This window comes from Streptomyces sp. NBC_00683 (assembly GCF_036226745.1).
Lineage (GTDB): Bacteria > Actinomycetota > Actinomycetes > Streptomycetales > Streptomycetaceae > Streptomyces.
This window is the reverse complement of sequence record NZ_CP109013.1, coordinates 3334088-3360065: the sequence shown is the minus strand read 5'-3', so window position 1 is coordinate 3360065 and position 25978 is coordinate 3334088. Positions and strand designations below refer to the sequence as shown.

Genomic DNA, 25978 nt, shown 5'->3' with positions numbered 1-25978 from the left:
CACGGAAGGGCCGTTGCACCCGCGGGTGCAACGGCCCTTCCGCGTACGTCAGAAGCCCGGGCTCACGGTGCCCCGGCGTACCGAATACGCGACGAATCCCGCTCCGGCACACAGGAAGGCCGTACCGCCGATCAGATACGGGGTGGTGTCGACCCCCGCCCCGGTGTCGGCGAGCGTCTCCTGTGCGGTGATCTCTCCTGCGGCGGACGCCTGTTGGACAGGAGCCGAGGAGCCGGCGGAACCGCTCCGCGGGCCTGCCCCGTCCGTCGCGTTGGCGGAGGGGACGAACCAGAGAGCGCAGAGCAGGGTGCCTGCCGCGGTGGTGGTCAGCAGCGTGCGACGAGCGATGGACACAGAATCGATCCCCTTGCGACAACCATCAGTTAGCCCCGTGGGCCGATGCTAAGCAAAGCAGCGGGTCGGAGGAAAGCCGAGGGGCCCAGGAGCCTTACGCTCCGGCGTATGAGCACTTCAGAGACAACCGCATTTGTTCGGCTTCGCGTGGAGATGGTGCTGGAGATCACCGACGCGGACGCCCTGACCGGCACCGCGCTCGAGAGCATCGCCGCCGATCACGCGGCATCCGGCGCCGCCGCCGAGGACTCCGCCGAAGAACGTATGCATGCCGAGGCGACGGTCAGGGAAGACGATGCGGAGGCGCTCGCGTCACTTATCGACCCGTTCGACCTGGTCAGCCAGGTACCCGGGGTCGAGCTCGCCCAGGCCTCGTGGAGCAGCGAGACCATCGACTACGACCCCGGCGCCGACGACTGGACCGCCGGCGGGGACGACGAGGACGAGGGCCACTACGGGATCGAGGACAATGAGACGGACGACGAAGAGGGTGGCGGGACGGAACGCTGACTCCGCTCGGCACGCCGGCCGGGCAGCGGGAACCGCTGCTGCCCCCGGTGCGTCGATGAGTGGTGTTCCCCACATCTTCGGCTGATGAGGAACGGAAGACCCGGTCAGGGTGTTCTTGGAGCATTGACGGGTGTTCGCCGTCCGGCGGCCCCGTCGGGGATTTTGGGGAATCGGCAACGATGGAGAAGCGTGTGATGACGGACAGCAAGCGGCGCAGGGGCCTCATGGCCGCGTCCGCACTGCTCGGCGGCGTGCTGGTGCTTTCGGCCTGTAGCGACGACGGTGGTGGCAAGGGCGGCAGCGCCGAGAGCTCGAAGACGTCGCAGGCCGAGGTGGACGAGGCGGCGGCCAAGGACGCCTCCGAGGCGCAGATAACGATCGCGCCGAAGAACGGTGCCACCAACGCGAGCATCAACAGCGCCGCCATGGTCACCGTCGCCAAGGGCAAACTCACCGAGGTCACCATGACCACGTCGGCCGGAGAGACCGTCGAGGGCACGCTCGCCGCCGACGGCTCCAGCTGGAAGCCGACGGGCCAGCTCGAACGCTCGACCACGTACAAGATCAGCGCGACGGCCACCGACTCCAAGGACCGCGAGGCGCACGCCAACAGCTCCTTCACCACCGTTTCACCCGAGAACAGCTTCATCGGGAACTTCACCCCCGAGGACGGCTCCACCGTCGGCGTCGGCATGCCCGTCTCGATCAACTTCAACAAGGCGATCACGAACAAGAAGGCCGTCCAGGACGGCATCACCGTGACGTCGAGCAGCGGCCAGGAAGTCGTCGGCCACTGGTTCAACGAGAAGCGCCTGGACCTGCGCCCCGAGAACTACTGGCAGGGCAACTCCACCGTCACGCTGAAGCTGGCGCTCGACGGCGTCGAGGGTGCCGACGGCGTCGTGGGTGTGCAGCAGAAGACGGTCACCTTCAAGGTCGGCCGCAACCAGGTCTCGACCGTGGACGCCAAGGCGCACACCATGACCGTCACCCGGGACGGCCAGACGATCAAGACCATCCCGATCTCCGCCGGTTCCTCGGACAACCCGACGTACAACGGCCAGATGGTGATCTCCGAGAAGTTCAAGGAGACCCGCATGGACGGTTCGACGGTCGGCTTCACCGACGACGACGGCAAGGGTGAGTACGACATCAAGGACGTGCCGCACGCCATGCGGCTGTCCACGTCGGGCACCTTCATCCACGGCAACTACTGGGGCGCCAAGTCGATCTTCGGCAGCGTCAACACCAGCCACGGCTGCGTCGGCCTGTCCGACACGAAGGGCGCGGGCGACCCCGACGTGCCGGCCGCCTGGTTCTACAACAACTCCATGATCGGTGACGTGGTCGTCGTCAAGAACTCCCCGGACAAGACCATCGCCCCCGACAACGGGCTCAACGGCTGGAACATGAGCTGGGCGCAGTGGACGGCGGACTCCGCCGCCTGACCGTCCCACCCGCGCTGATCCCCCGTACGAAGGCGGCGGCACCCCGGATTCCCCGGGTGCCGCCGCCTTCGGCGTGTGCGGCCCGCAGGCGTTCTCATCCAGCTCTCATCGCAGACTTAACTCCTCATCACACCCGCTCCGTAACTTCGCGCCATGTTCTTCACCTATCTCCGGCGCGAGCTGCGCCGCCGCAGAAAGGCGGCGCTCGTCGTCGCCTCGGGGCTCGCCCTCGGCATTGCGCTGGTCATCATCGTCAGCTCGGTCTCCTCGGGCATGAGCAAGGCCCAGGACAAGGTCCTCCAGTCGCTGTACGGCCTGGGTACGGACATGACGGTGACCAAGGCCGCCGCCGCTCCGGGTTCCGGCACCGAACGGCCCCGGTTCGAGTTCGACGCCAAGGACGACGACGACGCGACCCAGAGCACCGACCGCGTCATGGTCCAGGGCTTCCAGACACTGGCCTCCACCACCGTCGACAAGGTCGGCAAGCAGAGCGGCGTCGCGGACGCCGTCGGCGGGCTGAGCCTGACCGTCATGAAGGTCGACGGCCAGTTCAAGCGCGGTGAGTTCAAGCAGTCCCCCGAGGACGGGGCAGCGACCCAGGGCGGCCCCCGCGGCGGCGGCAGCGGTCAGCCGCAGGGCGAGGTCCAGGGCGGCGGCGCCTCCTTCGACGTCAACTCCTTCACCGTGTACGGCACCGACGTCACCCAGCAGGACCTCGGTCCGCTGACCTCCTCCAAGATCACCAAGGGTCGTACGTTCAAGGCCACCGAGACGGACGCCAAGGTCGCGATCGTCGACGCCGCGTACGCCAAGGAGAAGGAGCTCGCGGTCGACAAGACCGTCACGATCTCCGGCACGAAGTACACGATCGTCGGAGTCTCGACGGCGGACAGCGGTGACGCGGCCGCCAACGTCTACGTCCCGCTGAAGCAGGCACAGACGCTCGCCGACTCCAAGGACAAGGTCACCACGGTCTACGTCAAGGCCGCCGACTCGCAGGCGATCGACACCGTCAAGGCCGCCATCCAGAAGAACATCTCCGGCACGACGGTCACCACGTCCGCGGACCTCGCCGACACGGTCTCCGGTTCCCTCTCCACCGCCTCCGACCTCGCCTCCAGCGTCGGCAAGTGGCTCTCCATCGCCGTCCTGGTCGCCGCCTTCCTCGTCGCGGGCCTGCTCACCTCCTCGGCGGTCAGCCGCCGCGTACGGGAGTTCGGCACCCTCAAGGCGCTCGGCTGGAAGAGCGGACGCGTCACCCGCCAGGTCGTCGGCGAGGCACTCGTCAACGGCCTCATGGGCGGTGTCCTCGGCATCGCCGTCGGGCTCGCCGGCGCCTACGCCGTGACCGCCATCAGCCCCACCCTCACCGCCCAGCTCGGCTCCCCGGGCGGCGGAGGCGGCATGGGAGGCGGCGGCCCGATGGGCGGCGGCGGCCCCGGCCGCCAGACCGCGGCCAAGACCCTCGACATCGCGCTGACCGCCCCGGTCTCCCTCACCACGATCCTGACCGCCGTCGCGCTGGCGGTGGCGGGAGGACTCATCGCGGGTGCCTTCGGCGGCTGGCGGGCCTCCAGGCTGCGCCCGGCCGACGCCCTGCGCCGCGTCGCGTAACGCCGCCCCCGCCCCTCCCCCCCCGTACGTACAGCAGGAGTCCACACGTGTACCAGCTCAAGGGCGTCACCAAGCGCTACATGCGCGGCAAGAACCCCGTCGACGCACTCGCGGGCGTCGACCTGACCATCGAGGACGGCGGCAGGCTCGTCATCCAGGGTCCGACCGGCGGAGGCAAGTCCACGCTCCTCCAGATGCTCGGCGGGCTGGACAGACCCACCTCCGGCACCATCGAGCTCGACGGCGTGGACCTGGCGAAGCTGCCCGAGTCCCGGCTCACCAAGGTCCGGGCGGAGTCCATCGGCTTCGTCTTCCAGAGCTTCAACCTGATCCCGACGCTCACCGCCCAGGAGAACGTCGAGACCGCGCTCGTCCCGCTCGGCCTCGGCGCCAGGACCCGCCGGGAACGGGCCGCGGAGGCCCTCGAATCGGTCGGCCTCGGCGACCGTCCCACCCACCTGCCGGGCGAGATGTCCGGCGGCCAGCAGCAGCGCGTCGCGATCGCCCGTGCGCTCGTGAAGCGGCCCAAGGTACTGCTCGCCGACGAACCCACGGGCAACCTCGACGAATCCATGCGCGACGAGATCATGGAACTGCTCGACGGGCTGTGGAAGGAGCACGGGCTGACCTTCGTGATGGTCACCCACGACAGTTCCCTCGCCCGCAAGGCGCCGCGGGTGGCGACCATCCGCAAGGGCAAGGTGACGGTGACGGAGAACGCGGCGGCCTGAGGCCGGCGGTACGTGGCGCTCCCGGCCGACGGGCGGGGGCGCCGCGTCACGCGGACGCGTGCGCGGCGACGGACCTGCGGTAGGTCCGCAGGTCCCCGCGCCTCACCTGGCGCAGCCCCGCCACGTCGTCGTCGGCCACGCTGCTGGGCCGTGGGCATTCGGGCTGCGCGATCCCGGGCTGTGGGTTGCCGGGCTGTCCGCTCGTGGACCGTGGGACGCAGGTCCGGGCGGGTTGCGGGCGCAGCCAGTACCAGGGCTGCAGCGGAGGCCGGACCAGCCCGTACAGCCAGCGCCTGACCAGCTGCCCCAGCCCCGGCCGGCGGGCGTCGGGCAGCCCGACCACCCGTACCCCCATGATCAGTTTGCCCGCGCTGCCCCGGACGGCCGCCGTCAGCAGCACCTGGTTGACGAAGGAGAGCGCGAGGGCCGGCAGGGCGGTCAGGACCACCGCCCGGCCCGTTTCGGCCGCATGCACGTACGGCCGGGTCAGTAACCCGGCCGCCAGCAGACAGAGGTAGCAGTCCAGGGCGATCGCGAGATACCGCCGCATGCCGTCGGCGCCGGACGGCAGGGAGGGCGGCGGCCGGAGCAGACCGTACGGGGGAGGCGGCATCGCGCTGTCGTGCGAGCGGGGCGGGCGCCCCAACGCCGTTTTCCTGTAGGTACGTTGACTTCCGGTGGCGTTCCGGGCCCCCCGTGGCGATGTCATGACGGCATCATGACCGATCGTCAGCCGGCGGGAGCTTCTCCTGCAGCCCCGACTTGCCGAGGATGTCGGCCGGGCGGCGCGGGAGCACGGTCAGCAGCCGCCGCCCCCGGGTAGCCCGTAGCGGGAATCCAGCCGGTACACGCCGGCCCGCGGCACCGTGAGCCGTGTCCAGGCGCCGTCCCGCCCCACGCACGCCCCGCCGTTCGCCCGCAGCCAGGGCGAGTACGCGATCCGCACCCGCACCGACCCCGCCGACGGCATCCGCACCACCAGCGTCGCCGCGTCCCCGCGCACCACCTCACCCGGCGCCGACACCGGACCGGCCGCCCCGCGGACCCGGTAGACCCGCCACCAGGTGTCCTGCCACACCGGTTCCAGCCAGTCCGCGCCGCGCCGGACGAGGGCCGCCTCCGCCTCGGCCGGACTGTCCGGCGTGCCGCTGTGCAGCACCACCAGGCCCACGCCCCACCGGTCGAGCCAGTCGCGGTACGCCGCCGGTGCCAGCGTCCTCCCGTAGAACAGCCGGCCGCGCTCCACGTCCAGCTGGCGGTTCCAGCCGCGCGCCATCGTGACGTGCGGGGCGAGCAGGGCCGCCTCCCGGTGGTTGCGGGCGGGGACGACCTCCACCCGGGTGCGGTCCGCGCCGAGTGCGTGCAGCGCGGCGACGACACCGTCGGTGTGCACGGCCCAGTCGGGCACGGTGGTGGAGACCTCCAGGTCGTCGCCGGTCTTGTCCAGCACCCAGCCGGTGTTGACCAGGAGGACGCCCGCGAGCACCGCGGTCCCCACCCGCCGGACCGCCCCTGCCCGGCCCCGGACGCCCGTGAGCAGCGCCGCGAGCAGCACGGGCGGCCCGGCGAGCCCCACCAGCCGCTCCACGTTCGTCCCGACCGGCGAGGCGACACAGAAGGTCAGGACGACCCCGGTCGCGTACACCGCGGCCGCGAACCTGACCACCCGCCAGCCGCCCGAGCGCGGCGCGGCGAGCCACACGGCCGCGCACGTGCCGAGCGGCATCCACAACACGCCCGCACGCATGGGCTGTTCGCCCGTGAACGGAAACAGCACCGCCGTCGCCGCGACCACCGCGACCGGCGCGGCCAGCAGCGCGAGCGCCCTGCGCCCCTGCCTGTCCAGTCCGTACGCCGCACCCGCCACCACCAGGAACAGCCCCGCCACCGGACTTGCCGCCGTCGCCAGGGCGGCACACCCCGCGGCGACGACGGGGCGCCCCGTCACGTACGACAGGGCGGCCAGCCCGATCGCCGCGCCCAGCGCGAACGTCGTACGCCCGGAGGCGACGTTGCACCAGATCCCGAACGACCCCAGCACCGCGGGCGCCACCGGCCACCGCACCCCGCTGCGCACGCACAGCCGCCCCAGCGCCCACGACCCGCCGAGTCCCGCTGCCACGGAGACCGTCCGCACGCCGAGGACGGCCATCAGGTGCGGGGTGAGCACGCTGTAGCTGGCGGTGTGCATCCCGCCGTACCAGGAGAGGTTGTACGCCGACGAGGGATGGCGCCCCGCGAAGTCCGCCCACGCCAGCTGCGCCGCGAGGTCCCCGCCGCCGGTGGACAGGGCCGCGGCCCACACCACGTACAACGGCACGACCGCCAGCGTCGCCACGAGCGGTACCCGCCACGGCGGACTCCGGTCGACCGCCACGCCCGGGCTCGAACTGCTGCGCGGCCGCGGGATCTTCGCGGACAGGCGGCCGGGCGCTTGCGTATGCGTACGAACACGTTCGGTGATCCCCACTCCGCACACCCTACGGCGGGGCGGGGCACTCATCCGGCCCTCACACTCCTGCCCGGGGGGCTGTGAGCTTCGCCACCGTACGGGTCGTCATGACGACGATCGTGGTCAGTATGGAGGCGGCTCCGGGCTTCTCCGGGGCCACGCTGGGACAATCGCCCGGTGCGACGGTCCTCCCCCCGACCGGTGGCGCTTCCAGGGACATGGAGCGCCGTTGTGCACGAGCCCACCCATGGAAGGTCTTGATCAGATGCCCGCCACCTCCGGCTCCGTCAGCCCGCACACCGCCTCCACCCGCGTCATCGAGCCGCTCTACGCGGAAGTTCTGCGACGCAACCAGGGTGAGAAGGAATTCCACCAGGCGGTACGCGAGGTCCTCGAAACCCTGGGCCCGGTGCTGGCACAGCGGCCGGAACTGGTCGACGCCCGGATCATCGAGCGGATCTGCGAGCCCGAGCGGCAGCTCATCTTCCGTGTGCCGTGGTCGGACGACTCCGGCGACATCCACGTCAACCGCGGTTTCCGCGTCGAGTTCTCCAGTGCCCTCGGCCCGTACAAGGGCGGACTGCGCTTCCACCCCTCGGTCAACCTCGGCATCGTGAAGTTCCTCGGCTTCGAGCAGATCTTCAAGAACGCCCTCACCGGCATGCCGATCGGCGGCGGCAAGGGTGGCGCGGACTTCGACCCGAAGGGCCGCTCCGACGCCGAGATCATGCGGTTCTGCCAGTCCTTCATGACGGAACTCCACCGCCATCTGGGCGAGTACACCGACGTGCCCGCCGGTGACATCGGCGTGGGCGGCCGTGAGATCGGCTACCTCTTCGGCCAGTACAAGCGGATCACCAACCGCTACGAGTCCGGCGTGCTCACCGGAAAGGGCCTCGGCTGGGGCGGCGCCCAGGCCCGCACCGAGGCGACCGGGTACGGCTGCGTCCTGTTCACCGCCGAAATGCTCCGCAGCCGCGGCGAATCCCTCGACGGCCAGCGCATCGCCGTCTCGGGTTCGGGGAACGTGGCCATCTACGCGATCGAGAAGGCCCAGCAGTTCGGCGCGACCGTCGTGACCTGCTCCGACTCGGGCGGCTTCGTGGTCGACGAGAAGGGCATCGACCTCGACCTCCTCAAGGAGGTCAAGGAAGCAGGCCGCGGCCGCGTCTCCGACTACGCGGAGCGCCGGGGCGAGCATGCGCGCTACGTCCCCGGTACGGGTGTCTGGAACGTCCCCGTGGACGTCGCCCTGCCCTGCGCCACCCAGAACGAACTCGACGAGACCGACGCCATCGCCCTCGTACGCCACGGTGTGAAGGCGGTCGCGGAGGGCGCCAACATGCCCACCACCCCCGAGGCCGTCCGCATCCTCCAGGACGCGGGTGTCGCCTTCGCCCCCGGCAAGGCGGCCAACGCGGGCGGCGTGGCCACGAGCGCGCTGGAGATGCAGCAGAACGCCTCCCGCGACTCCTGGACCTTCGCCCACACGGAGGAGCGCCTCGCGGAGATCATGCGCCACATCCACGACGCCTGCTACACGACGGCCGAGCGCTACGGCAGCCCCGGCAACTACGTGGTGGGCGCGAACATCGCGGGCTTCGAACTGGTCGCCGACGCGATGCTCGCGCAGGGCCTGATCTGATCCGCCCGGCTCGGGGCGGCACACGTCCCGAGCCGGCCGGCGGGGGCACGCGGCCTCACACCCGTCTGCGGGAGAACTCCGCCAGACCGGTGTTCACCACCAGCACCACCGCGAGGACCGCGGCCGCCACCGGATGACCCGTCCCGTGGACCGCGGCGGCACCTCCGCCGAGCACCACCGCCTTCACCGCCAGAACCCCGGCGAGCGGCAGCCGGACCCGCGCGCGGGGCGCCGCGAACAGCGCCCACAGGACGACGGCCGCCGCAGGTGTGCCAAGTCCCAGCAGCAGCGAGGCCGCCCAGCCGTCCACGGCCGTGAAGCCCCACCAGGCAAGGCAGCCGATCGCCACCAGTTCGAGGACGAAGGCGAGCACCTCGTTCGCGGCGAACCACCACGGACGGCCCCGCAGGGCGGTGAGGTGGCTGTGGTCGTCGCTCGCCGTCATCGGATCCGAACTCTCCTTCGATCGAGGCTCCTTGGGCGCAAGGGTGCCACGTGCCGGCGCCGGCTCAGGAGCCTTCGGCCATACGCGCCCCGGGCTGCCGCCCGGCCGGGGCCAGGAAGGACGTCCGGGGCAGTGCGGCGTCGGCGGTGCGGGGCGACTCGGCGGTGGACGGGTCGGTCGTGGTGAACATCGACGGGCTCCCGCCCCCGCCGTCCCAGGTGTTGCCCTCGGAACGGGCGGAGTCCGCGAGTACCGGCTCCGGTCCTTCCGCGTTGTCCACGGCCGCGTTCGCGCTCAGCACGGCGGACGAGCTGGCCAGGTAGAAGCCGGTGCCGTTGCGGAAGGCGGTGTTGCGGGTGAGGCGGATGGCGCCGGGATTGCCCTCGTCGTTGAAGCCGAGCCCGGCGTTGTCCCAGGCCGCGTCGTCGGTCAGCACGTGCGCCACCGAGGCGGCGGTGTTGCCCCCGCCGAGCGTGAAACCGTTGCCGTTGCGGTAGGACCAGGTGCTCTCCACGGTGACCGGGGTGGTGAAGCCGCCGAGGTCGATGCCGTCGGCCCCGTTGCCGAAGGCGCGGCAGCCCCGGACCACGTTGCCCACACCGGAGCCGAACTTGACCGCCAGGCCGACACCGCCCGCCGGTTTCGGCCCGTTGGAGTGGAAGTCGCTGTCGAGCACACTGTTGCCCTCGGTACCGGAGTCGCGCAGGGTGAGCCCGGACTCGGCGTTGTCGTGCAGGGAGAGCCCCCGGAAAACGTTGTCCCGGCAGCCCCGGCAGACGTACGCGTGGCTTCCCGAGCCCCGGATCTCCAGCCCCTGCACGGTCCAGTGATCCGCCTGCTGCGTGATCGCCCAGGTGTCCGCGGGTACGCCGGACGCGTCGATCACCGGCCGTTCGCCCCGGACGTTGCTGAGTGTGATGCGGCGGTCGGCGGTGCCGTCCGTGCCGATGTCCACCCCCTGGTCCGGCCGGTACGTGCCACCGCGCATGGCGATCGTCTGTCCGGGCCGGACCACCGACACCGCCTTGCCGAGCGTGGCGAAGGGCCGAGCCCGGCTGCCGTCGCCCGAGTCCGAGCCGCCGGGCGCGAGATAGATGTCGGCACTGGTCACTCCGATCGCCCCCGACCCCTTCCGCGCAGCAGCAGCCGCCTTCGTCGGGACCGCGGAAGGCGAGGCGGTGGCGGAACGCGCCAGAGCCGGACGGGAAGGCGTAGGGGCCGTCGGCTGCGCGGGGCGGCTCGCGGCCGGTGGCGCCGCCTGCGGAGAGGGCGCGGGGGAGTGCCACACCGGGTAGGTCAGGGCCCCGGCGACGACCGCCAGCACGGCAGCGGAGGCCGTGACCGACTTCGCCGTGAGGTGGTGCAGGTAGCCGCGGACCCCGCCGACCGCCGTCTGCCCGATCACGGACGCGGTCTCCACGCTCAGCCGCACCCCGTCCAGCAGCCCGCCGGGGATCGGTACGAGTCCCAGCCCGGGCAACAGCTTCTCCGGCGCAACCAGCCCCGAACCCTCGGCCCCGCACAGCGGGCAGCCCCGCACATGCCGGGTCAGTCTCTTGCGCCAGAGGGCACCTGTGCTGCCGTCCCAGCCCTGCGCCGCGTCCGCCAGCCCGGGGCAGCGGGGCGTGACGGCCAGCGCGCGGACGACCGTGCGCGCGGCCTCCAGCTGGACCTTCATGCGCCGTACCCGCACGGCGGTGTGCCGGGCGTCCAGGCCGATGGCACCGGCGACCTCGGCCCGGGTGAGGCGGCCGGCCTCCTCCTCCCACCACAGGGCGAGCAGCCGACGGTCGTCCCCGTCCAGCCAGCGGGCCGCACGGGCCAGTTCCCTGCGCTGCCCGGTGAGTTCCAGCTCGGCGACGGTGCGCTCGGCGAAGTCGGTGAGCGGGTCGGCGACCTCCTCCACCTCGTGCCGGTGGAACCGGTCGCGGGCCGTGCGCCGCTGGTGCTGCTGGATCTCCCGGTACGCGATGGCCACCGCCCAGGAGCGGAACCGCTCGGGCTCGCGCAGCGACGGCAGCGCGCGGACGATCCGCAGCATCACGTCCTGCACCAGGTCGTCGACGTCGGGGTGGCCGTTGAGGGCCCGCCCGACGATTCCGTATACCAACGGCAGGTGGACGCCGAGCAGTTCCTCCATCGCCCCGGTGTCGCCGCCCCTGGCCCTGTGCACCAGTGCCGGAACGTCGCGCACCGTAGCTCCGGTCCCGCTGTCCGTCATCCCGTCACGACTCCCTCGTCCCCTTCGGGGCCGGTCACCGGACGGCCCCGAACAAGCGGCCGACAGGGCCCCGGAGCCACGCATCGTGGCACAACGTGACCGACCCGTAAAGAAGTTGCCGCTTCCACCACAAGCGAACCCGGGCAACTTCCGCCTCCAGGGCCCCGGAGAAGTTTCTTCCAGGTTTTCTGTCATCCCCCTCCGTTTCGCGCATCTACCTGGGCACTGCGGCTCCAAAGCACCGCAGCAACCGTCCATCTGGAGGAGCGAACGATGTCCGAGAAACCGAACAAGAGACGGCGCGCCCTGGCACTCGCACTACCGGCCGCCCTCCTCGTGGCCGGTGGTCTGGTGTCGACGGCGGATGCGGCGGAGCTGCCGGCCGCAGGGGGTGTGTACCAGCTCGCCGTCACGAAGAGTGGCAAGTGCGTCGATGTGCCGGCGGCGTCGACGGCGAACGGTGCGTTGCTGCAGCAGTGGGGCTGCACGGAGGGGGCTGCGTGGCAGCAGTTCACGCTGACGGCGGACGGTTCGGGGCGGTACCGGCTGGTGAACAAGCAGAGTGGTAAGTGCGTGGATGTGCCCGACTATTCGAAGGTGAGCGGGGTGCAGCTCCAGCAGTGGGGGTGTGCCGGGCAGACGAACCAGCAGTGGACGCTGACCCCGAGCGGTACGGGGACGTACCAGATCATCAATGTCAACAGCGGTCTGTGCATGAGTGACAAGGACGCCTCCACGGCCAGCGGTGCCGCGATCATCCAGGAGACCTGCACCGCCAACAGCAACAAGCAGTGGGCCTTCAAACCGGTCGGCGGTTCCACCGGCCCGACCACCGTCGCCTCCGACGGAACCGGCACCTACCGGACGGTCCAGGCCGCGGTGAACGCGGTCGGCACCGGCAACGCGAGCCGCGTCACCATCACCATCAAGCCCGGCACCTACCGCGAGCAGGTGACCATCCCCGTCGACAAGCCCTTCATCACCCTGAAGGGAACCGGCGATTCGGCGGACGACGTGGTCGTCATCGGCAACCGCAACGCCGGCACCTACGGCACCGCGGGATCGGCCACCGTCGTCGCCAAGGGCCACGACTTCCAGGCCCTCAACCTGACCATGGCGAACGATTTCGACGAGAACAGCTCCGACACCGGCGACCAGGCGCTCGCCCTCTACCTCGACGCCGACCGCGCCGTCCTGGACGACGTCAGGCTGCTCGGCGACCAGGACACCTTCCTGGTGAACAACAGCGCCCGCGCCTACATCGTGGATTCCTACGTCGAAGGCACCGTGGACTTCATCTACGGCGGTGGCATCGCCGTGTTCCACACCTCCACCATCCACGAGAAGCGCAGCACCGGCGGCCCGATCACCGCGGCGAGCACCCCTGCGGACAGGGCGTACGGATTCCTGTTCTACCGGTCCACCGTGACCGGCGCCGTGGCGAACACCACCCAGCTGGGCCGCCCCTGGCGCGCCGACGCGCAGGTCCTCTACCGCGAGACCTCCCTCTCCTCGGCCCTCGCCACCGCCCAGCCGTGGACGGACATGTCCACCAACTCGTGGAAGAACGCCAGGTTCTCCGAGTACCGCAACACCGGCGCCGGAGCCACCGTCAACGGCAACCGCCCACAGCTGACGGACGCCCAGGCCGCGAACTACACGCCGCAGAAGTACCTGGCCGGCACGGACGGCTGGAACCCGGTGCGCTGACCGGGCTCCCGCATCCGAATCCCTACGCATCCCGTTCGAGAGGAAAGAAAGCATGCGCAAGCACAGGAACAGGCGGAGGACGCTGGGGCTCGGAGCCCTGGTGACGTCGCTGCTGCTGGCCGTCGGAGGCGTCCTTGCCGGTGGTCTGGTGTCGACGGCGGGTGCGGCGGAGCTGCCGCCCGCGGGCGGTGTCTATCAGCTGGTGGTGAAGACGAGTGGCAAGTGCGTCGATGTGCCGGCGGCGTCGACGGCGAACGGTGCGTTGCTGCAGCAGTGGGGCTGCACGGAGGGGGCTGCGTGGCAGCAGTTCACGCTGACGGCGGACGGTTCGGGGCGGTACCGGCTGGTGAACAAGCAGAGTGGTAAGTGCGTGGATGTGCCCGACTATTCGAAGGTGAGCGGGGTGCAGCTCCAGCAGTGGGGGTGTGCCGGGCAGACGAACCAGCAGTGGACGCTGACTCCGAGCGGTACGGGGACGTACCAGATCATCAATGTCAACAGTGGTCTGTGCATGAGTGACAAGGACGCCTCCACGGCCAGCGGTGCCGCGATCATCCAGGAGACCTGCACCGCCAACAGCAACAAGCAGTGGGCCTTCCAGCCCGTGTCCGGAGGGCGCACCTGGTCCGACAAGGCCGACGGCTTCGCCTCCACGGGAGGCGGCACCACCGGAGGGGCGGCCGGGCCCACCGTCACCGTCACGAACTTCGCCGACCTGGTGAAGTACGCCACCGCTTCCACGCCCTACGTCATCAAGGTGGCGTCCGCGATCACGGTCACCCCGTACGGGCACGAGATACCCGTGAAGTCCGACAAGACCCTCATCGGTGTCGGTACCTCCGGGCAGATCGTCGGCGGCGGCCTCTTCCTCGGCACCGGCGTCCACAACGTCATCATCCGCAACCTCACCATCCGCGACACCCGGATGACAGAGGACGATCCCGATGACAAGGACTACGACTACGACGGCATCCAGATGGACACCGCCGACCACATCTGGATCGACCACAACCGCATCGAGCGGATGAACGACGGCCTCATCGACAGCCGCAAGGACACCAGCTACCTCACCGTCTCCTGGAACGTCATGGGCGAGCAGAACAAGGCCTTCGGCATCGGCTGGACGGAGAACGTCACCGCCCGGATGACCATCCACCACAACTGGATCCACGACACCAACCAGCGCAACCCCAGCATCGACAACGTCGCGTACGCCCACCTCTACAACAACTACCTGCAGAACGTGACGTCCTACGGAAACCTCTCGCGCGGCGCCTCGAAGACCGTCATCGAGAACAGCTACTACCGGAACGTCGCCAACCCCTACAACATCGACACCTCGGCGGCATCCCTGACCCAGACGGGCAGCATCTGCGTCTCGTGCACCGGCAAGCAGCAGACCAACGGGACGACCTTCAAGCCGGGCGACCACTACAGCTACACGCTGGACCCGGCCGCGGACGTCCCCGCCCTGCTCCAGCAGTACGGCGGCCCGCAGAGCACCATCGGCAAGTGACCGGACCCGTAGGACCCGGATCCGTCGCACCACACCCGGCTTAGCCAACAGCAGATTCGCCCGGCGCGGAACGCTTCCACCTCCCGCGCCGGGCGCAGCGCTCCTAGGCTGGGGTGATGAGCAGCCACGCGCAGAACCGCGCCCGCGTCATCCCTCTGCGTCCCGTCCCCGCGACACCGGGTCCCGCGCCCGCCGCCAGAGAGCCGCTCTGGCGGGACGTCGTCGGGGACGTCCTGCGCCGCGAGCGGCTCGCCCAGGGGCGGACGCTCAAGGACGTGGCCGAGGACGCCCGGATCTCGATGCCGTACCTCTCCGAGGTCGAGCGCGGCCTCAAGGAGGCCTCGTCCGAGGTCCTTGCCGCTGCTGCCCGCTCGCTCGGGCTCGGGCTCACGGACGTGCTGTCCCTGGCTCAGCAGGAGCTCGCCCGGCAGAGCCGGACCGCACCCGCCGGGGCTCCGATGGGCGCAGTGCTGCTGGCGGCCTGAGCCCGGGTACGGGACACGCGCCGCTTCCTGCGTGATGCGCGGACGGGGATCCGGCCGACGGCACTGGTCATTTCGCCGATGGCGGGCAGCTCCTCGCCGAGGACTCTGGGCGGGTCAGGCACCCGTATCCCCGTCAGGAGTGCTCCATGCGTCGTCGATCCCCGCGTCGGCTTCTCGGCGTTCTCGCGTCCGCCGCGGTCGCGTTCACCCTCTTCTCCGCCGCCCCCACGGCCGGCGCGGCCGAAACAGCGCAGCCCGCCTCCGCCGCGCAGTCGGCCGACGCGGCCGTCCAGCCGCTGTCGACGAGCACACCGGTCGTCTTCGTCCACGGCTACACCGGCAACGCGTCCAACTGGACCACCGCGATAAGCGTCTTCCAGCTCAACGGCTGGTCCAGCTCCAAGCTCTTCGCCTACGAGTACAACTCGTACGGCAACAACGTCTCCAACGCCCAGGGCCTCGCGTCCTTCGTCAACAACGTGAAGGCGCGGACCGGCGCGAGCAAGGTCGCGATCGTCAACCACTCGATGGGCGGCCTCGTCAGCCAGTACTACCTGAAGGTGCTGGGCGGCAACACCAGCGTCAGCCATCTCGCCTCGATCGCCGGCGCGAACCACGGCACCACGTACGCGGGCGCCTGCCTGATCTACACGACCTGCCAGCAGATGTACCCCGGCTCCTCCTTCATCGCCCAGATCACCGCGGGTGACGAGACGCCGGGTGACACCAAATACGCCAGCTGGTACTCGGCCTGCGACGGAATCATCATTCCGTACACCAGCACCCGGCTGAGCGGCGCGACGAACAACGACGTGCTGTGCCAGACCCACATCGGGTTCCTGGCGGACACGGTCGTGCTCGGTCAGATCGCACGCTTCGTCGCCTCCTGACCTGCCCCGCACGACACGTGGGCCCCGTCACCGGCAGCAGCCGGTGACGGGGCCCACGTCACTGCGCGGAGCCTCGGCTCACGCTCCGGGAGCCGGGGCGATGCCCGTCGGGCAGGCGCGGCCCCAGTTCGTCTCGGAGGGGGACTCCAGCGTGGCTCCCGTACCGCCGATGCCGCAGTAGCCGTCCGGGTTCTTGTCCAGGTACTGCTGGTGGTACGGCTCCGCCGGCCACAGCGTGCGGCCCTCGGCCGGCAGGATCTCCGTGGTGATCTCGCCGAAGCCGGCGCCGGTGAGGACCCGCTGGTACGCCTCGCGGGACGCGGCCGCGCCCTCCGCCTGCTCCGCGGTGTGGGTGTAGACCGCCGACCGGTACTGCGTGCCCACGTCGTTGCCCTGGCGGAAGCCCTGGGTCGGGTTGTGGGACTCCCAGAAGAGCTTCAGCAGCTCCGCGTAACCCACGACCGTCGGGTCGAAGACGACACGGACCGCCTCGGTGTGGCCCGTCAGGCCCGAGCAGACCTCTTCGTACGCCGGGTTCTCCGTGAAGCCGCCCTGGTAGCCGACGAGGGTCGTCCACACGCCTTCGGTCTGCCAGAACTTGCGCTCGGCACCCCAGAAACAGCCCAGTGCGAAGTCCGCGACCTCCAGACCCTCCGGGTACGGGCCGGTCAGCGGGTTGCCGAGGACCGTGTGGCGGGACGGGACCGGGAATTCGGGGACGGGGCGGCCACGCAGGGCCTCCTCGGGGGTGGGGAGCTGCGGGGTGCGGTGGTTCAGGAACATGCGGGGGCTCCTCCGGGGTCGGTGTTCAGTGCGTACAACGCCACGGGGGCGCCGTGGATTCCGGCACCCCCTGCCCGTCGGCGGCTACTGCGGCAGCGTCGCCGGGCTGCCGCCGTTCGCCTCGTACCCGGCGACGGCCAGCGCCCGGTACACCGTGTACTCGGCGGCCGGATCGGAGTCCTGGATCCAGGGCAGCGCACCCACGTGGCCGTCGATGTGGACGAGCTGGTGCATCGCCTCCGACCAGCGCTCCATGCGGACGAGGAAGAGGACCAGCAAGTGCCGGACGTGGGCGAGTACCGGATCGTCCGCGCGGGCGGCGTGCACCGCGAACATCGCGCCCCCGACCGCCTTCGTCACGACGGTACCCCGGTAGAAGCCCTGCACGAGGTTGACCTCCGGCAGGTTCTCGTACAGCGCGAACAGCGGCAGCGCGGCCAGCAGCGAGCCCTGCGGGGCGCGGGCGGCGGCCGCGGTGGCGAAGCGGTCGACGAGCTCGGCCGAGCCGTGCCACTTCTCGCACCAGAAGTGCAGGGCGGCGATGTGCGCACCCATGTGGGCGGGGGCGCGGTCGATGACCTTCGCCCACACCTGGTCGAACTGCTCGTGGGAGTAGCCCAGTCCGCGGGCGACGGCCAGTTCCACGATGTACGGGACGGGGTCGCCCGGCGCCAGCAGCGCCGCCTCGCCGCACACCGTACGGGCCTCCTCCAGGATGATCCGGAAGTCATCGGTGCCCACCGCGGCGGTGCGCCACGCCTGCTGCACCAGGAACTCGGCGTGCACCGCCGCGCCGCCCGCGTCCTTCGGGGCCTCGGCCCGCCACTTCCGCAGCCACGCCCCGCCCTCACCGGGCCGCCGCGCCAGCTCCAGCGAGGCCGCACCGGCGAAGGCCTGCACCCGCTGCCAGCGGATCTCGCTCTCCTTGGGCGTGCCCGCAAGCAGCTGGGAGGCGGCCCGCCACTCCTGGGTGCCCTGCACGACGTCCAGGACATCGAGAAGGTCCTGGTCGGGGCCGGGCATCCGGATGTCCAGCTCCTCCTGGCGCACGAACCCGTAGTTCTCCGGGTCGGCGGCGTCCGGGGAACCGGGCGCGACCTGCCGGATGCCGCCACGGCGGCGCAGCATGATCGGGCCCACGACCACGGCGAGCATGCACAGGGCGAGCAGGAACCACAGAATCTCCATGGCTCCATTGTCCCTTGGCGGCGCAGCGGCCGGTAAGTGCCCTCTTGACGAACTACGCTCGGTCCTCATGAGCGACCAGCACAGCTTCGAGACCCTTGCGATCCACGCCGGCAACACGGCGGATCCCCTCACCGGCGCCGTGGTCCCGCCGATCTACCAGGTGTCCACGTACAAGCAGGACGGCGTCGGCGGGCTGCGTGGCGGCTACGAGTACAGCCGCAGCGCCAACCCCACCCGTACCGCCCTGGAGGAGAACCTGGCGGCCCTGGAGGGCGGCAGGCGCGGCCTCGCCTTCGCGTCCGGCCTCGCCGCGGAGGACTGCCTCCTGCGCACGCTGCTCACGCCCGGCGACCACGTGATCATCCCGAACGACGCCTACGGCGGCACGTTCCGGCTGTTCGCGAAGGTGGCCTCGCGCTGGGGCGTGGAGTTCTCGGTCGCCGACACCTCCGACGTGTCGGCGGTACGGGCGGCGATCACCGCCCGCACCAAGGCCATCTGGGTGGAGACACCGTCCAACCCGCTGCTCGGCATCACGGACATCGCGGCCGTCGCCGGTGTGGCCCGGCAGGCGGGCGTGCGGCTGGTCGTCGACAACACCTTCGCCAGCCCCTACCTCCAGCAGCCGCTCGCGCTCGGCGCGGACGTCGTCGTGCACTCGACCACCAAGTACATGGGCGGGCACTCGGACGTCGTCGGCGGTGCACTCGTCGTCAGCGACCCCGAGCTGGCCGAGGAGCTCGCGTACCACCAGAACGCGATGGGCGCCGTCGCCGGGCCGTTCGACGCGTGGCTGGTGCTGCGCGGCATCAAGACCCTCGCGGTCCGTATGGACCGCCACGACGAGAACGCGACCAAGGTCGCCGACCTGCTGACCCGCCACCCCAAGGTGACCAAGGTCCTGTACCCGGGGCTGCCGGAGCACCCGGGGCACGAGATCGCCGCAAAGCAGATGAAGGCGTTCGGCGGGATGGTGTCCTTCCGCGTCGCGGGCGGCGAGGAAGCGGCGGTCGAGGTCTGCAACCGCGCGAAGCTGTTCACGCTCGGTGAGTCGCTCGGCGGTGTCGAGTCGCTGCTGGAGCACCCGGGCCGCATGACGCACGCGTCGGCCGCCGGCTCCCCGCTGGAGGTGCCCGGCGACCTGGTGCGCCTGTCCGTCGGCATCGAGAACGCCGACGACCTGCTGGCCGACCTCACGCAGGCGCTCGGCCAGTAGACACCTCCGTCCGGCGGCCGTGACGCATCACGGCCGCCGGACGGCTCCGCTGTCAGACAGCTACCTTCTCGTCCTCCAGCGAGGCCCGGATCTGCTCGCGCAGCTCGGGGCTGTCCGTGTGCTCGTGGACCGAGACGGCGTGTTCGGCGGCTGCCCGTACGACTTCGTCCTCCTCGCCGGTGATGGCGAGTGAGCAGTTCGACACGCTCGGGTACTTACGGCAGTCGGCGATCTTCCGTGTCATGACAGCCTCCTAGGCTCGTACCTGGCGACTCTTCCAGGATAGATCCGAGCGAAAAGGGATGCCCAGCGGCTGTCGCCGGCCGCCCTGCGGGCGTCGTCGGCCCGGGAGGCGCGAGAACCGGTGCGCCGCCGGTCAGTTGTCCTGTACCGGCTGGTGTGCGGCTTGCCGCGCCGCCAGTGAGGCGTTGAACCGGGTGAGAAGGGCGCAGAAGGTGTCGCGTTCCTCCTCGCTCCAGCCGTCGGTCACCTGGGACATCAGCTCGCGCCGCGAGGCCCGGACCTCGTCGAGGCGCGCCTGGCCGCGCGGTGACAGCTGCAGCACGACCGCCCGGCCGTCCTCCGGGTGCGAGGTGCGCTTGACCAGGCCGGTGTCGACGAGCGGTGCGACCTGCCGGGTCACGGTCGAGGAGTCGATCCCCATGCCCGCGGCCAGCGCCTTGACGCCCATCGGGCCTTCCCGGTCGAGCCGGTTGAGGAGCAGATAGGCGGCGCGGTCCATGGAATTGCGGACCTGGCCGACACCGCCGAGGCGGGTCTGTTCGGCACGGCGGGCGAAGACGGCCACCTGGTGCTGGAGAGCATCGAGGAGGGGGTCGGTACCCGGGTGTCCGGGGGCGGCGCCCCCGGAAGGAGACGCAGCAGTCGTCATGTCCTGAGGGGGCATGGCCGGGGGCTCTCTTCGTGCGGTGTCGGATGGGTGGGGGACAGAGTACGCGGCCACGGGGCAACGTGTACCAGCGCTGCACAAACCTATGGACACCACCGCAGGCCACCATGAGATGCGAGGGCCGCGACCGCTCCGAGCTGCAAGACTTGCTGTCATGACCTACCGGACGCCAGGCCCCTTTCCTCCGCTGATCCTCGACGACATCCGTGGGGCGCAGAAGATGCTGTCCGGGGTGGCCAGAACCACCGGGATGGAGGGCAGCCGCCATCTGACGGCACTGGTCGGCGCGCCGGTCCACTTCAAGTGCGAGAACCTGCAGCGCACCGGCTCGTTCAAACTGCGCGGCGCGTACGTACGGATCGCGGGCCTCAGCCCGGTGGAACGGGCCGCCGGAGTCGTGGCCGCAAGTGCCGGAAACCATGCGCAGGGTGTCGCACTGGCCTCCTCGCTGCTCGGCGTACGGTCGACGGTCTTCATGCCGCTCGGCGCCCCCCTGCCGAAGGTGGCGGCAACACGCGAGTACGGGGCGGAGGTTCACCTCCACGGACACGTCGTCGACGAGACGCTCGCCGCCGCCGAGGAGTACGCGGAACGGACCGGGGCCGTCTTCATCCACCCCTTCGACCACCCGGACATCATCGCGGGCCAGGGCACCGTGGGCCTGGAGATCCTCGAACAGTGCCCGGAGGTCCGCACGATCGTCGTCGGCATCGGCGGCGGCGGTCTCGCCGCGGGCGTCGCCGTCGCCGTGAAGGCGCTGCGCCCCGACGTCAGGATCGTGGGCGTGCAGGCCGCGGGCGCTGCCAGTTACCCGCCGTCGCTGGCGGCCGGGCACCCCGTGGCGCTCGACTCGGTGCAGACCATGGCCGACGGCATCAAGGTGGGCCGTCCCGGTGACATTCCGTTCGGGCTCGTCCAGGAACTGGTCGACGAAGTCCGTACGGTCTCCGAGGACGAGCTGTCCAGTGCCCTGCTGCTCTGCCTGGAACGGGCCAAGATGGTCGTCGAGCCCGCCGGGGCGAGCCCGGTGGCTGCGCTGCTGAGCGACCCGAAGGCGTTCCGCGGGCCGGTGGTCGCCGTACTGTCCGGCGGCAACGTCGACCCCCTGCTGATGCAGCGCATCCTGACGCACGGCATGGCGGCGGCAGGCCGCTACCTCAGCCTGCGGCTGCGGCTGACGGACCGGCCGGGGGCGCTGGCCGCGTTGCTCGCCACGCTTTCCGTGGCCGACGCCAACGTGCTCGACGTCAGTCACGTGCGGACCGATCCGAGGCTGGGGCTCACCGAGGCGGAAGTGGAACTGCACCTGGAGACGAAGGGCCGGGAACACTGCGAGGAGGTCGCGGCCGCACTGCGGGAGGCCGGCTACCTCGTGATGGGCTGAGCGCCGGGCCGAGTGCCGGACCCGGCAACGGGCTTGGTACGGAAAGCTGTTGTGGCTCACGATGTATCGCGATAGCGTGCACCGCCGAACAGTCCGTGGCTGACACCGGACCACCGGCAAATCTAGGATCCGTTCTCAGGAAGTCACCGAAGCAACTGGGGGAGTCCCACATGCCAGGCGCCATTTACGCCGAAGGCCTGGTGAAGACCTTTGGCGAAGTACGAGCACTGGACGGCGTCGACCTCGACGTACCGGAGGGCACCGTCCTGGGACTTCTGGGTCCCAACGGCGCCGGCAAGACCACCGCCGTACGCGTTCTGACCACTCTGCTCCAGCCCGACAGCGGCAAGGCTGTCGTGGCGGGCATCGACGTGCTGAAGAATCCCAACGAGGTACGCCACTCGATCGGGCTGTCCGGCCAGTTCGCCGCGGTCGACGAGTACCTCACCGGCCGCGAGAACCTGCAGATGGTCGGGCAGCTCTACCAGCTGAGCTCACGTGACGCGAAGAAGCGGGCGGGGCAGCTCCTGGAGAAGTTCAACCTCGCCGACGCGGCCGACCGCACCGCGAAGACGTACTCCGGAGGCATGCGCCGCCGTCTCGACCTGGCGGCCGCGCTCGTCGTCTCCCCGCCCGTGATGTTCATGGACGAGCCCACCACCGGCCTCGACCCGCGCAACCGGCAGCAGCTCTGGGAGGTCATCCAGGAGCTCGTCGCAGGCGGTACGACGCTGCTGCTGACCACGCAGTACCTGGAGGAGGCCGATCACCTCGCCCACGACATCTGCGTCATCGACCACGGCAAGGTCATCGCCCGCGGAACCTCCGACCAGCTGAAGGCCCGCACCGGCGGGGAGCGCGTCGAGGTCATCGTGCACGAGCGGGACCGGATCGAGGCCGCCCGCTCGGTGCTCGCCACGTACGGCAAGGGCGAGATCGCCTTCGCCGAACACACCCGCAAGCTGACCGTCCCGGTCAGCGGCGGAGCCAAACTGCTCGCCGAAGTCATCCGCGACCTCGACGCCAACGGTGTGGAGATCGACGACATCGGCCTGCGCCGCCCCACTCTCGACGACGTCTTCATCTCGCTCACCGGCCACGCCGCCGAGCTGGAGAAGAACGAGGAGAGCGGACCGACACCCGCCGCGAAGAGCGGCAAGGAGGCCGGGCAGTGACTGCCACCACGGAAACCCCCGAACTCGCGCCGGTCAGTCAGCGCGGCGGCATCAGCCAGTCGGTCGCCGACTCCCTCGTCGTCGCCAGACGCAACCTCATCCGCATGGCCCGCATCCCGGAGATGGTCATCTTCGGGCTGATCCAGCCGATCATGTTCGTGGTGCTGTTCACCTACGTGTTCGGCGGCTCCATCAAGGTCGGCAGCACCATCTCGTCGACGGACTACAAAGAGTTCCTGATGGCGGGGATCTTCGCCCAGACCGTCACCTTCGCCACGGCCGGGGCCGGCGCGGGTATCGCGGACGACATGCACAAGGGGCTGATCGACCGCTTCAGGTCGCTGCCGATGGCCCGGGGAGCAGTCCTCACCGGACGTACCCTCGCCGACCTCGTGCAGACCGCGCTCACCCTCGTCGTGCTCGCCGGTGTCGCCCTGCTCATCGGCTGGCGGACCCACGAGAACCTCGGCAAGGTGCTGCTCGGCTTCCTGCTGCTGCTCCTGCTCGGGTACGCGTTCTCCTGGATCGGCGCGCTGATCGGCCTCGTCGTACGGACACCGGAGGCCGCCACGTCGGGCGGACTGATCTGGCTCTTCCCGCTGACGTTCATCTCGAACGCCTTCGTGGACGCCAACCAGATGCCGACCGTCCTGCGCCACATCGCGGAATGGAACCCCTTCAGCGCCACGGTGCAGGCCTGCCGCGAGCTGTTCGGCAACCTGCCGCCGGGCTTCGTCACCCCGGAGGCCTGGCCGATGCAGAACCCGATCCTCGCCTCGGTGCTCTGGTCGGTCCTGATCGTCGTGGTCTTCCGCACCCTGGCGGTCCGCAAGTACCGCTCGGCCACCGCCTGAGCACGACAGCGAGGAGCCCCGGCCGCGCATGCGGCCGGGGCTCTCTCATGACTGCTGCGGATCAGCCCGTGTACGGCTTGGCCGCGATGATCTTCACCGAGGCCGTCTTGCCGTTCGGCAGCTCGTAGTCCGCGTCGTCGCCGATCCTCTTGCCGTTCACCCCGGTGCCGAGCGGCGACTGGGGGGAGTACGTCTCGATGTCCGCGCTCGCGTACTCGCGCGAGGCGAGCAGGAAGGTGACGGTGTCGTCGGGGTCGCCGTCGAAGGCGATCGTCACGACCATGCCGGGCTCGACCACTCCGTCGTCGGCAGGCGCCTCGCCGACCTTCGCGTGCTCCAGGAGCTGGGTGAGCTGGCGCACCCGGAGCTCCATCTTGCCCTGCTCCTCCTTGGCGGCGTGGTACCCGCCGTTCTCCTTGAGGTCACCCTCCTCACGTGCTGCCGCGATCTTGACGGCGATCTCCGCGCGCGCGGGACCAGTGAGGCGCGCCAGCTCAGCCTTCAGCTGGTTGTACGCCTCCTGCGTGAGCCAGGTGACGTTATCGCTGGTCTGGGTCATCACAGGGTGCTCCTCGTCGGTACTGGGAATACAAAGCATCGCCCTACCCCAAGCATGTGCTGCCACGGGTGGGCGAAACCACGAGCCTAACAATTCCCCGCGAAAAGGGGGAGAAGGTAAACGCTCACATGCGCATCCGTGCAGGTGAGCGCCGGGGCGTGCGTATCAGGCGCGGCGCGCGCCCGGCACTGCGATCAGCCGCCGGCGGTACACGCCAGCAGTTCCACCGCGGTCGCCCTGGACGTCGTCCGCAGCGAGACGACCTCGTCGATCCGCTCGGAGCGCTCGTCGAAACGGAAGTCCTTGCGGGCCACCTCGCCGCCGTCCTGGCTCAGCGCGCGGACCGTGCAGTACCCGTCGGTGTCCCGGTCCTTGCGCACCTCCAGGTGCGCCTGGGCCCGGTCGTCCGAGACGATGTCGGACTTGATGAGCTCCGCGCTGATGTCCTGGCCCGCGACGTAGTCGTAGCCGAACCAGCCGATCATGCCGAGGAAGGCCACACCGAGCACAGTGCCGACGATCTTGAGCTTGCGGTCCGCACGCTGATCCTCGGACCGGCCGTAGCGCCCTTCGGGCAAGGCCTCGCGCACCGCCGCCATGATCGTTCCTCCCGTACAGGGGATCGAGGAATTTTCCACCCCCCGGGTCAGTCACTATAGAAGCCGACCATCGCGACCAATCACTGAGGACCGAGTCTTGACCGAGCAGCTGAGACTGATGGCCGTTCACGCCCACCCCGACGACGAGTCGAGCAAGGGCGCGGCCACCATGGCCAAGTACGTGTCCGAGGGGGTGGACGTCCTGGTCGTCACCTGCACAGGGGGCGAGCGGGGATCCATTCTCAACCCGAAGCTCCAGGGGGACGCGTACATCGAGGCGAACATTCACGAGGTGCGCCAGAAGGAGATGGACGAGGCCCGCGAGATCCTGGGCATCGACCAGCAGTGGCTCGGCTTCGTCGACTCGGGTCTGCCCGAGGGCGACCCGCTGCCGCCGCTGCCCGAGGGCTGCTTCGCACTGGAGGACGACGAGAAGGCCGCGGGCCGCCTGGTCGCGAAGATCCGTGCGTTCCGGCCGCAGGTCATCACCACGTACGACGAGAACGGCGGGTACCCGCACCCCGACCACATCAAGACCCACACCATCTCGATGATCGCCTTCGAGGGCGCGGCGGACGCCGAGAGGTTCCCCGAGGCGGAGTTCGGGCCCGTCTGGAAGCCGCTGAAGCTCTACTACAACCAGGGCTTCAACCGGCCGCGCACGGTCGCCCTCCACGAGGCGCTGCTCGCTCGCGGGCTGGAGTCCCCGTACGGCGACTGGCTGGAGCGCTGGAAGGAGTTCCAGCGCGAGGAGCGCACGCTGACCACGCATGTTCCGTGCGACGAGTTCTTCGAGATCCGCGACAAGGCGCTGATCGCGCACGCGACGCAGATCGACCCGGACGGCGGCTGGTTCCGGGTCCCGATGGACATCCAGCGGGAGGTCTGGCCGACGGAGGAGTACGAGCTGGCCAAGTCTCTCGTCGATACGTCCCTCCCCGAGAGCGACCTCTTCGCGGGCATCCGCGACAATGCCTGATATGTACGCGACCCAGGCACTGAACCAGCTCGTCCCTCTGGCCAAGGAGGTCGACGACAACAAGGTGACGCCCGGCGTCCTCGGCTTCCTCGTCTTCGCGGCGCTCGCCGTGGGCGTGTGGCTGCTGATGAAGTCGATGAACCGCCACATGGGCAAGATCGACTTCGAGGAGGCGCCGGACCCCGCGGCCGAGAAGACGACGCCGGCGGCGGCCCCCGGCAAGAAGTAGGCGCGCGCCCCGGACCGGGGCGCGGGCCTTTGTCCTCAATCGCCGGACGGGCTTGATCGCGGGCCCGGTCCGCGGGGT

The 25978-nt window shown here is 70.2% G+C and carries 26 protein-coding genes; 15 read left to right on the top strand and 11 right to left on the bottom strand.

The annotated features are described in order from the left end of the window. Positions 1–48: 48 nt before the first annotated feature. A complete protein-coding gene (locus OG257_RS14705) occupies positions 49–354 on the bottom strand; it encodes a hypothetical protein (protein WP_329207994.1) in 306 nt (101 codons plus the stop codon). A 108-nt stretch (positions 355–462) separates the two neighbouring features. Between OG257_RS14705 and OG257_RS14700 the strand changes: the two genes are divergently transcribed. The 4 genes from OG257_RS14700 to OG257_RS14685 all read left to right on the top strand — a co-directional run bounded on the left by OG257_RS14700 (position 463) and on the right by OG257_RS14685 (position 4660). Further along, positions 463–864, top strand: coding sequence for a hypothetical protein (locus OG257_RS14700; protein ID WP_329207993.1), 402 nt, complete (start codon positions 463–465; stop codon positions 862–864). Between the two features lie 179 nt (positions 865–1043). Continuing rightward, a complete protein-coding gene (locus tag OG257_RS14695) occupies positions 1044–2312 on the top strand; it encodes a L,D-transpeptidase (protein WP_329207992.1) in 1269 nt (422 codons plus the stop codon). A 153-nt stretch (positions 2313–2465) separates the two neighbouring features. Next, entirely contained in the window at positions 2466–3929 is a 1464-nt protein-coding gene (locus OG257_RS14690; protein ID WP_329207990.1) for an ABC transporter permease, read from the top strand. A 47-nt stretch (positions 3930–3976) separates the two neighbouring features. Further along, entirely contained in the window at positions 3977–4660 is a 684-nt protein-coding gene (locus OG257_RS14685) for an ABC transporter ATP-binding protein (protein WP_329207988.1), read from the top strand. A 46-nt stretch (positions 4661–4706) separates the two neighbouring features. Here the strand turns inward: OG257_RS14685 and OG257_RS14680 are convergent, their stop codons facing one another. Both OG257_RS14680 and OG257_RS14675 read right to left on the bottom strand, forming a co-directional pair. Then, complete coding sequence (locus OG257_RS14680) at positions 4707–5210, bottom strand: RDD family protein (protein WP_329215092.1); 504 nt, start codon at positions 5208–5210, stop codon at positions 4707–4709. Between the two features lie 249 nt (positions 5211–5459). Then, entirely contained in the window at positions 5460–7163 is a 1704-nt protein-coding gene (locus OG257_RS14675) for a hypothetical protein (protein ID WP_443054398.1), read from the bottom strand. A gap of 214 nt (positions 7164–7377) precedes the next feature. Between OG257_RS14675 and gdhA the strand changes: the two genes are divergently transcribed. Continuing rightward, on the top strand, positions 7378–8757 hold the full coding sequence (gene gdhA / locus OG257_RS14670) for an NADP-specific glutamate dehydrogenase (protein WP_329207983.1): 1380 nt from the start codon (positions 7378–7380) through the stop codon (positions 8755–8757). A gap of 55 nt (positions 8758–8812) precedes the next feature. Here gdhA and OG257_RS14665 read toward each other — a convergent pair whose 3' ends face one another. Beyond that, positions 8813–9202, bottom strand: a complete 390-nt coding sequence (locus OG257_RS14665) for a YrdB family protein (RefSeq protein ID WP_329207982.1) — start codon at positions 9200–9202, stop codon at positions 8813–8815. A 64-nt stretch (positions 9203–9266) separates the two neighbouring features. Further along, positions 9267–11423 (bottom strand): sigma-70 family RNA polymerase sigma factor, encoded by a 2157-nt coding sequence (locus tag OG257_RS14660; protein ID WP_329207980.1) that lies wholly within the window; start codon positions 11421–11423, stop codon positions 9267–9269. A gap of 273 nt (positions 11424–11696) precedes the next feature. On the opposite strand from OG257_RS14660, the gene OG257_RS14655 reads away from it, so the two are divergent. The 4 genes from OG257_RS14655 to OG257_RS14640 all read left to right on the top strand — a co-directional run bounded on the left by OG257_RS14655 (position 11697) and on the right by OG257_RS14640 (position 16024). Continuing rightward, positions 11697–13133 carry a pectinesterase family protein gene (locus tag OG257_RS14655; RefSeq protein ID WP_329207978.1) on the top strand — a complete coding sequence of 479 codons (1437 nt, stop codon included), beginning with the start codon at positions 11697–11699 and terminating at the stop codon, positions 13131–13133. A gap of 52 nt (positions 13134–13185) precedes the next feature. Beyond that, positions 13186–14649 (top strand): RICIN domain-containing protein, encoded by a 1464-nt coding sequence (locus tag OG257_RS14650; protein WP_329207976.1) that lies wholly within the window; start codon positions 13186–13188, stop codon positions 14647–14649. A 116-nt stretch (positions 14650–14765) separates the two neighbouring features. Beyond that, positions 14766–15134, top strand: coding sequence for a helix-turn-helix domain-containing protein (locus OG257_RS14645; protein ID WP_329207974.1), 369 nt, complete (start codon positions 14766–14768; stop codon positions 15132–15134). Positions 15135–15280: 146 nt separating this feature from the next. Continuing rightward, complete coding sequence (locus OG257_RS14640; RefSeq protein WP_329207972.1) at positions 15281–16024, top strand: esterase/lipase family protein; 744 nt, start codon at positions 15281–15283, stop codon at positions 16022–16024. Between the two features lie 78 nt (positions 16025–16102). Here OG257_RS14640 and msrA read toward each other — a convergent pair whose 3' ends face one another. Continuing rightward, positions 16103–16807: a peptide-methionine (S)-S-oxide reductase MsrA gene (msrA, locus tag OG257_RS14635; RefSeq protein ID WP_329207970.1), complete on the bottom strand. Its 705-nt coding sequence runs from the start codon at positions 16805–16807 to the stop codon at positions 16103–16105. A gap of 84 nt (positions 16808–16891) precedes the next feature. Next, the gene (locus OG257_RS14630) at positions 16892–17995 is read right to left on the bottom strand and encodes a hypothetical protein (protein ID WP_329207968.1); all 1104 of its coding nucleotides are present in this window, start codon (positions 17993–17995) and stop codon (positions 16892–16894) included. A 67-nt stretch (positions 17996–18062) separates the two neighbouring features. On the opposite strand from OG257_RS14630, the gene OG257_RS14625 reads away from it, so the two are divergent. Further along, complete coding sequence (locus OG257_RS14625) at positions 18063–19211, top strand: cystathionine gamma-synthase (RefSeq protein ID WP_329207966.1); 1149 nt, start codon at positions 18063–18065, stop codon at positions 19209–19211. A 52-nt stretch (positions 19212–19263) separates the two neighbouring features. On the opposite strand, the gene OG257_RS14620 is transcribed toward OG257_RS14625, so the two are convergent. After that, positions 19264–19455 (bottom strand): DUF1059 domain-containing protein, encoded by a 192-nt coding sequence (locus OG257_RS14620; RefSeq protein ID WP_329207965.1) that lies wholly within the window; start codon positions 19453–19455, stop codon positions 19264–19266. A gap of 132 nt (positions 19456–19587) precedes the next feature. Next, a complete protein-coding gene (locus OG257_RS14615; RefSeq protein ID WP_329207963.1) occupies positions 19588–20118 on the bottom strand; it encodes a MarR family winged helix-turn-helix transcriptional regulator in 531 nt (176 codons plus the stop codon). 157 nt (positions 20119–20275) lie between these two features. On the opposite strand from OG257_RS14615, the gene ilvA reads away from it, so the two are divergent. The 3 genes from ilvA (at position 20276) to OG257_RS14600 (ending at position 23534) form a co-directional block, all read left to right on the top strand. Then, the gene (gene ilvA / locus OG257_RS14610) at positions 20276–21505 is read left to right on the top strand and encodes a threonine ammonia-lyase (RefSeq protein WP_329207961.1); all 1230 of its coding nucleotides are present in this window, start codon (positions 20276–20278) and stop codon (positions 21503–21505) included. 170 nt (positions 21506–21675) lie between these two features. Beyond that, positions 21676–22680, top strand: a complete 1005-nt coding sequence (locus tag OG257_RS14605) for an ATP-binding cassette domain-containing protein (RefSeq protein WP_329207960.1) — start codon at positions 21676–21678, stop codon at positions 22678–22680. After that, positions 22677–23534 (top strand): ABC transporter permease, encoded by an 858-nt coding sequence (locus OG257_RS14600; protein WP_329207959.1) that lies wholly within the window; start codon positions 22677–22679, stop codon positions 23532–23534. Before OG257_RS14605 ends, OG257_RS14600 begins: the two co-directional genes overlap by 4 nt. Positions 23535–23595: 61 nt before the next feature. Here OG257_RS14600 and greA read toward each other — a convergent pair whose 3' ends face one another. After that, positions 23596–24093: a transcription elongation factor GreA gene (gene greA, locus OG257_RS14595; RefSeq protein ID WP_329207958.1), complete on the bottom strand. Its 498-nt coding sequence runs from the start codon at positions 24091–24093 to the stop codon at positions 23596–23598. 194 nt (positions 24094–24287) lie between these two features. Continuing rightward, a complete protein-coding gene (locus tag OG257_RS14590; protein WP_329207956.1) occupies positions 24288–24692 on the bottom strand; it encodes a DUF4307 domain-containing protein in 405 nt (134 codons plus the stop codon). 97 nt (positions 24693–24789) lie between these two features. Between OG257_RS14590 and mca the strand changes: the two genes are divergently transcribed. Both mca and OG257_RS14580 read left to right on the top strand, forming a co-directional pair. Next, positions 24790–25671 (top strand): mycothiol conjugate amidase Mca, encoded by an 882-nt coding sequence (gene mca / locus OG257_RS14585; protein WP_329207954.1) that lies wholly within the window; start codon positions 24790–24792, stop codon positions 25669–25671. Between the two features lies 1 nt (position 25672). Then, positions 25673–25900: a hypothetical protein gene (locus tag OG257_RS14580; RefSeq protein WP_329207952.1), complete on the top strand. Its 228-nt coding sequence runs from the start codon at positions 25673–25675 to the stop codon at positions 25898–25900. The last annotated feature ends 78 nt before the right edge of the window (positions 25901–25978 follow it).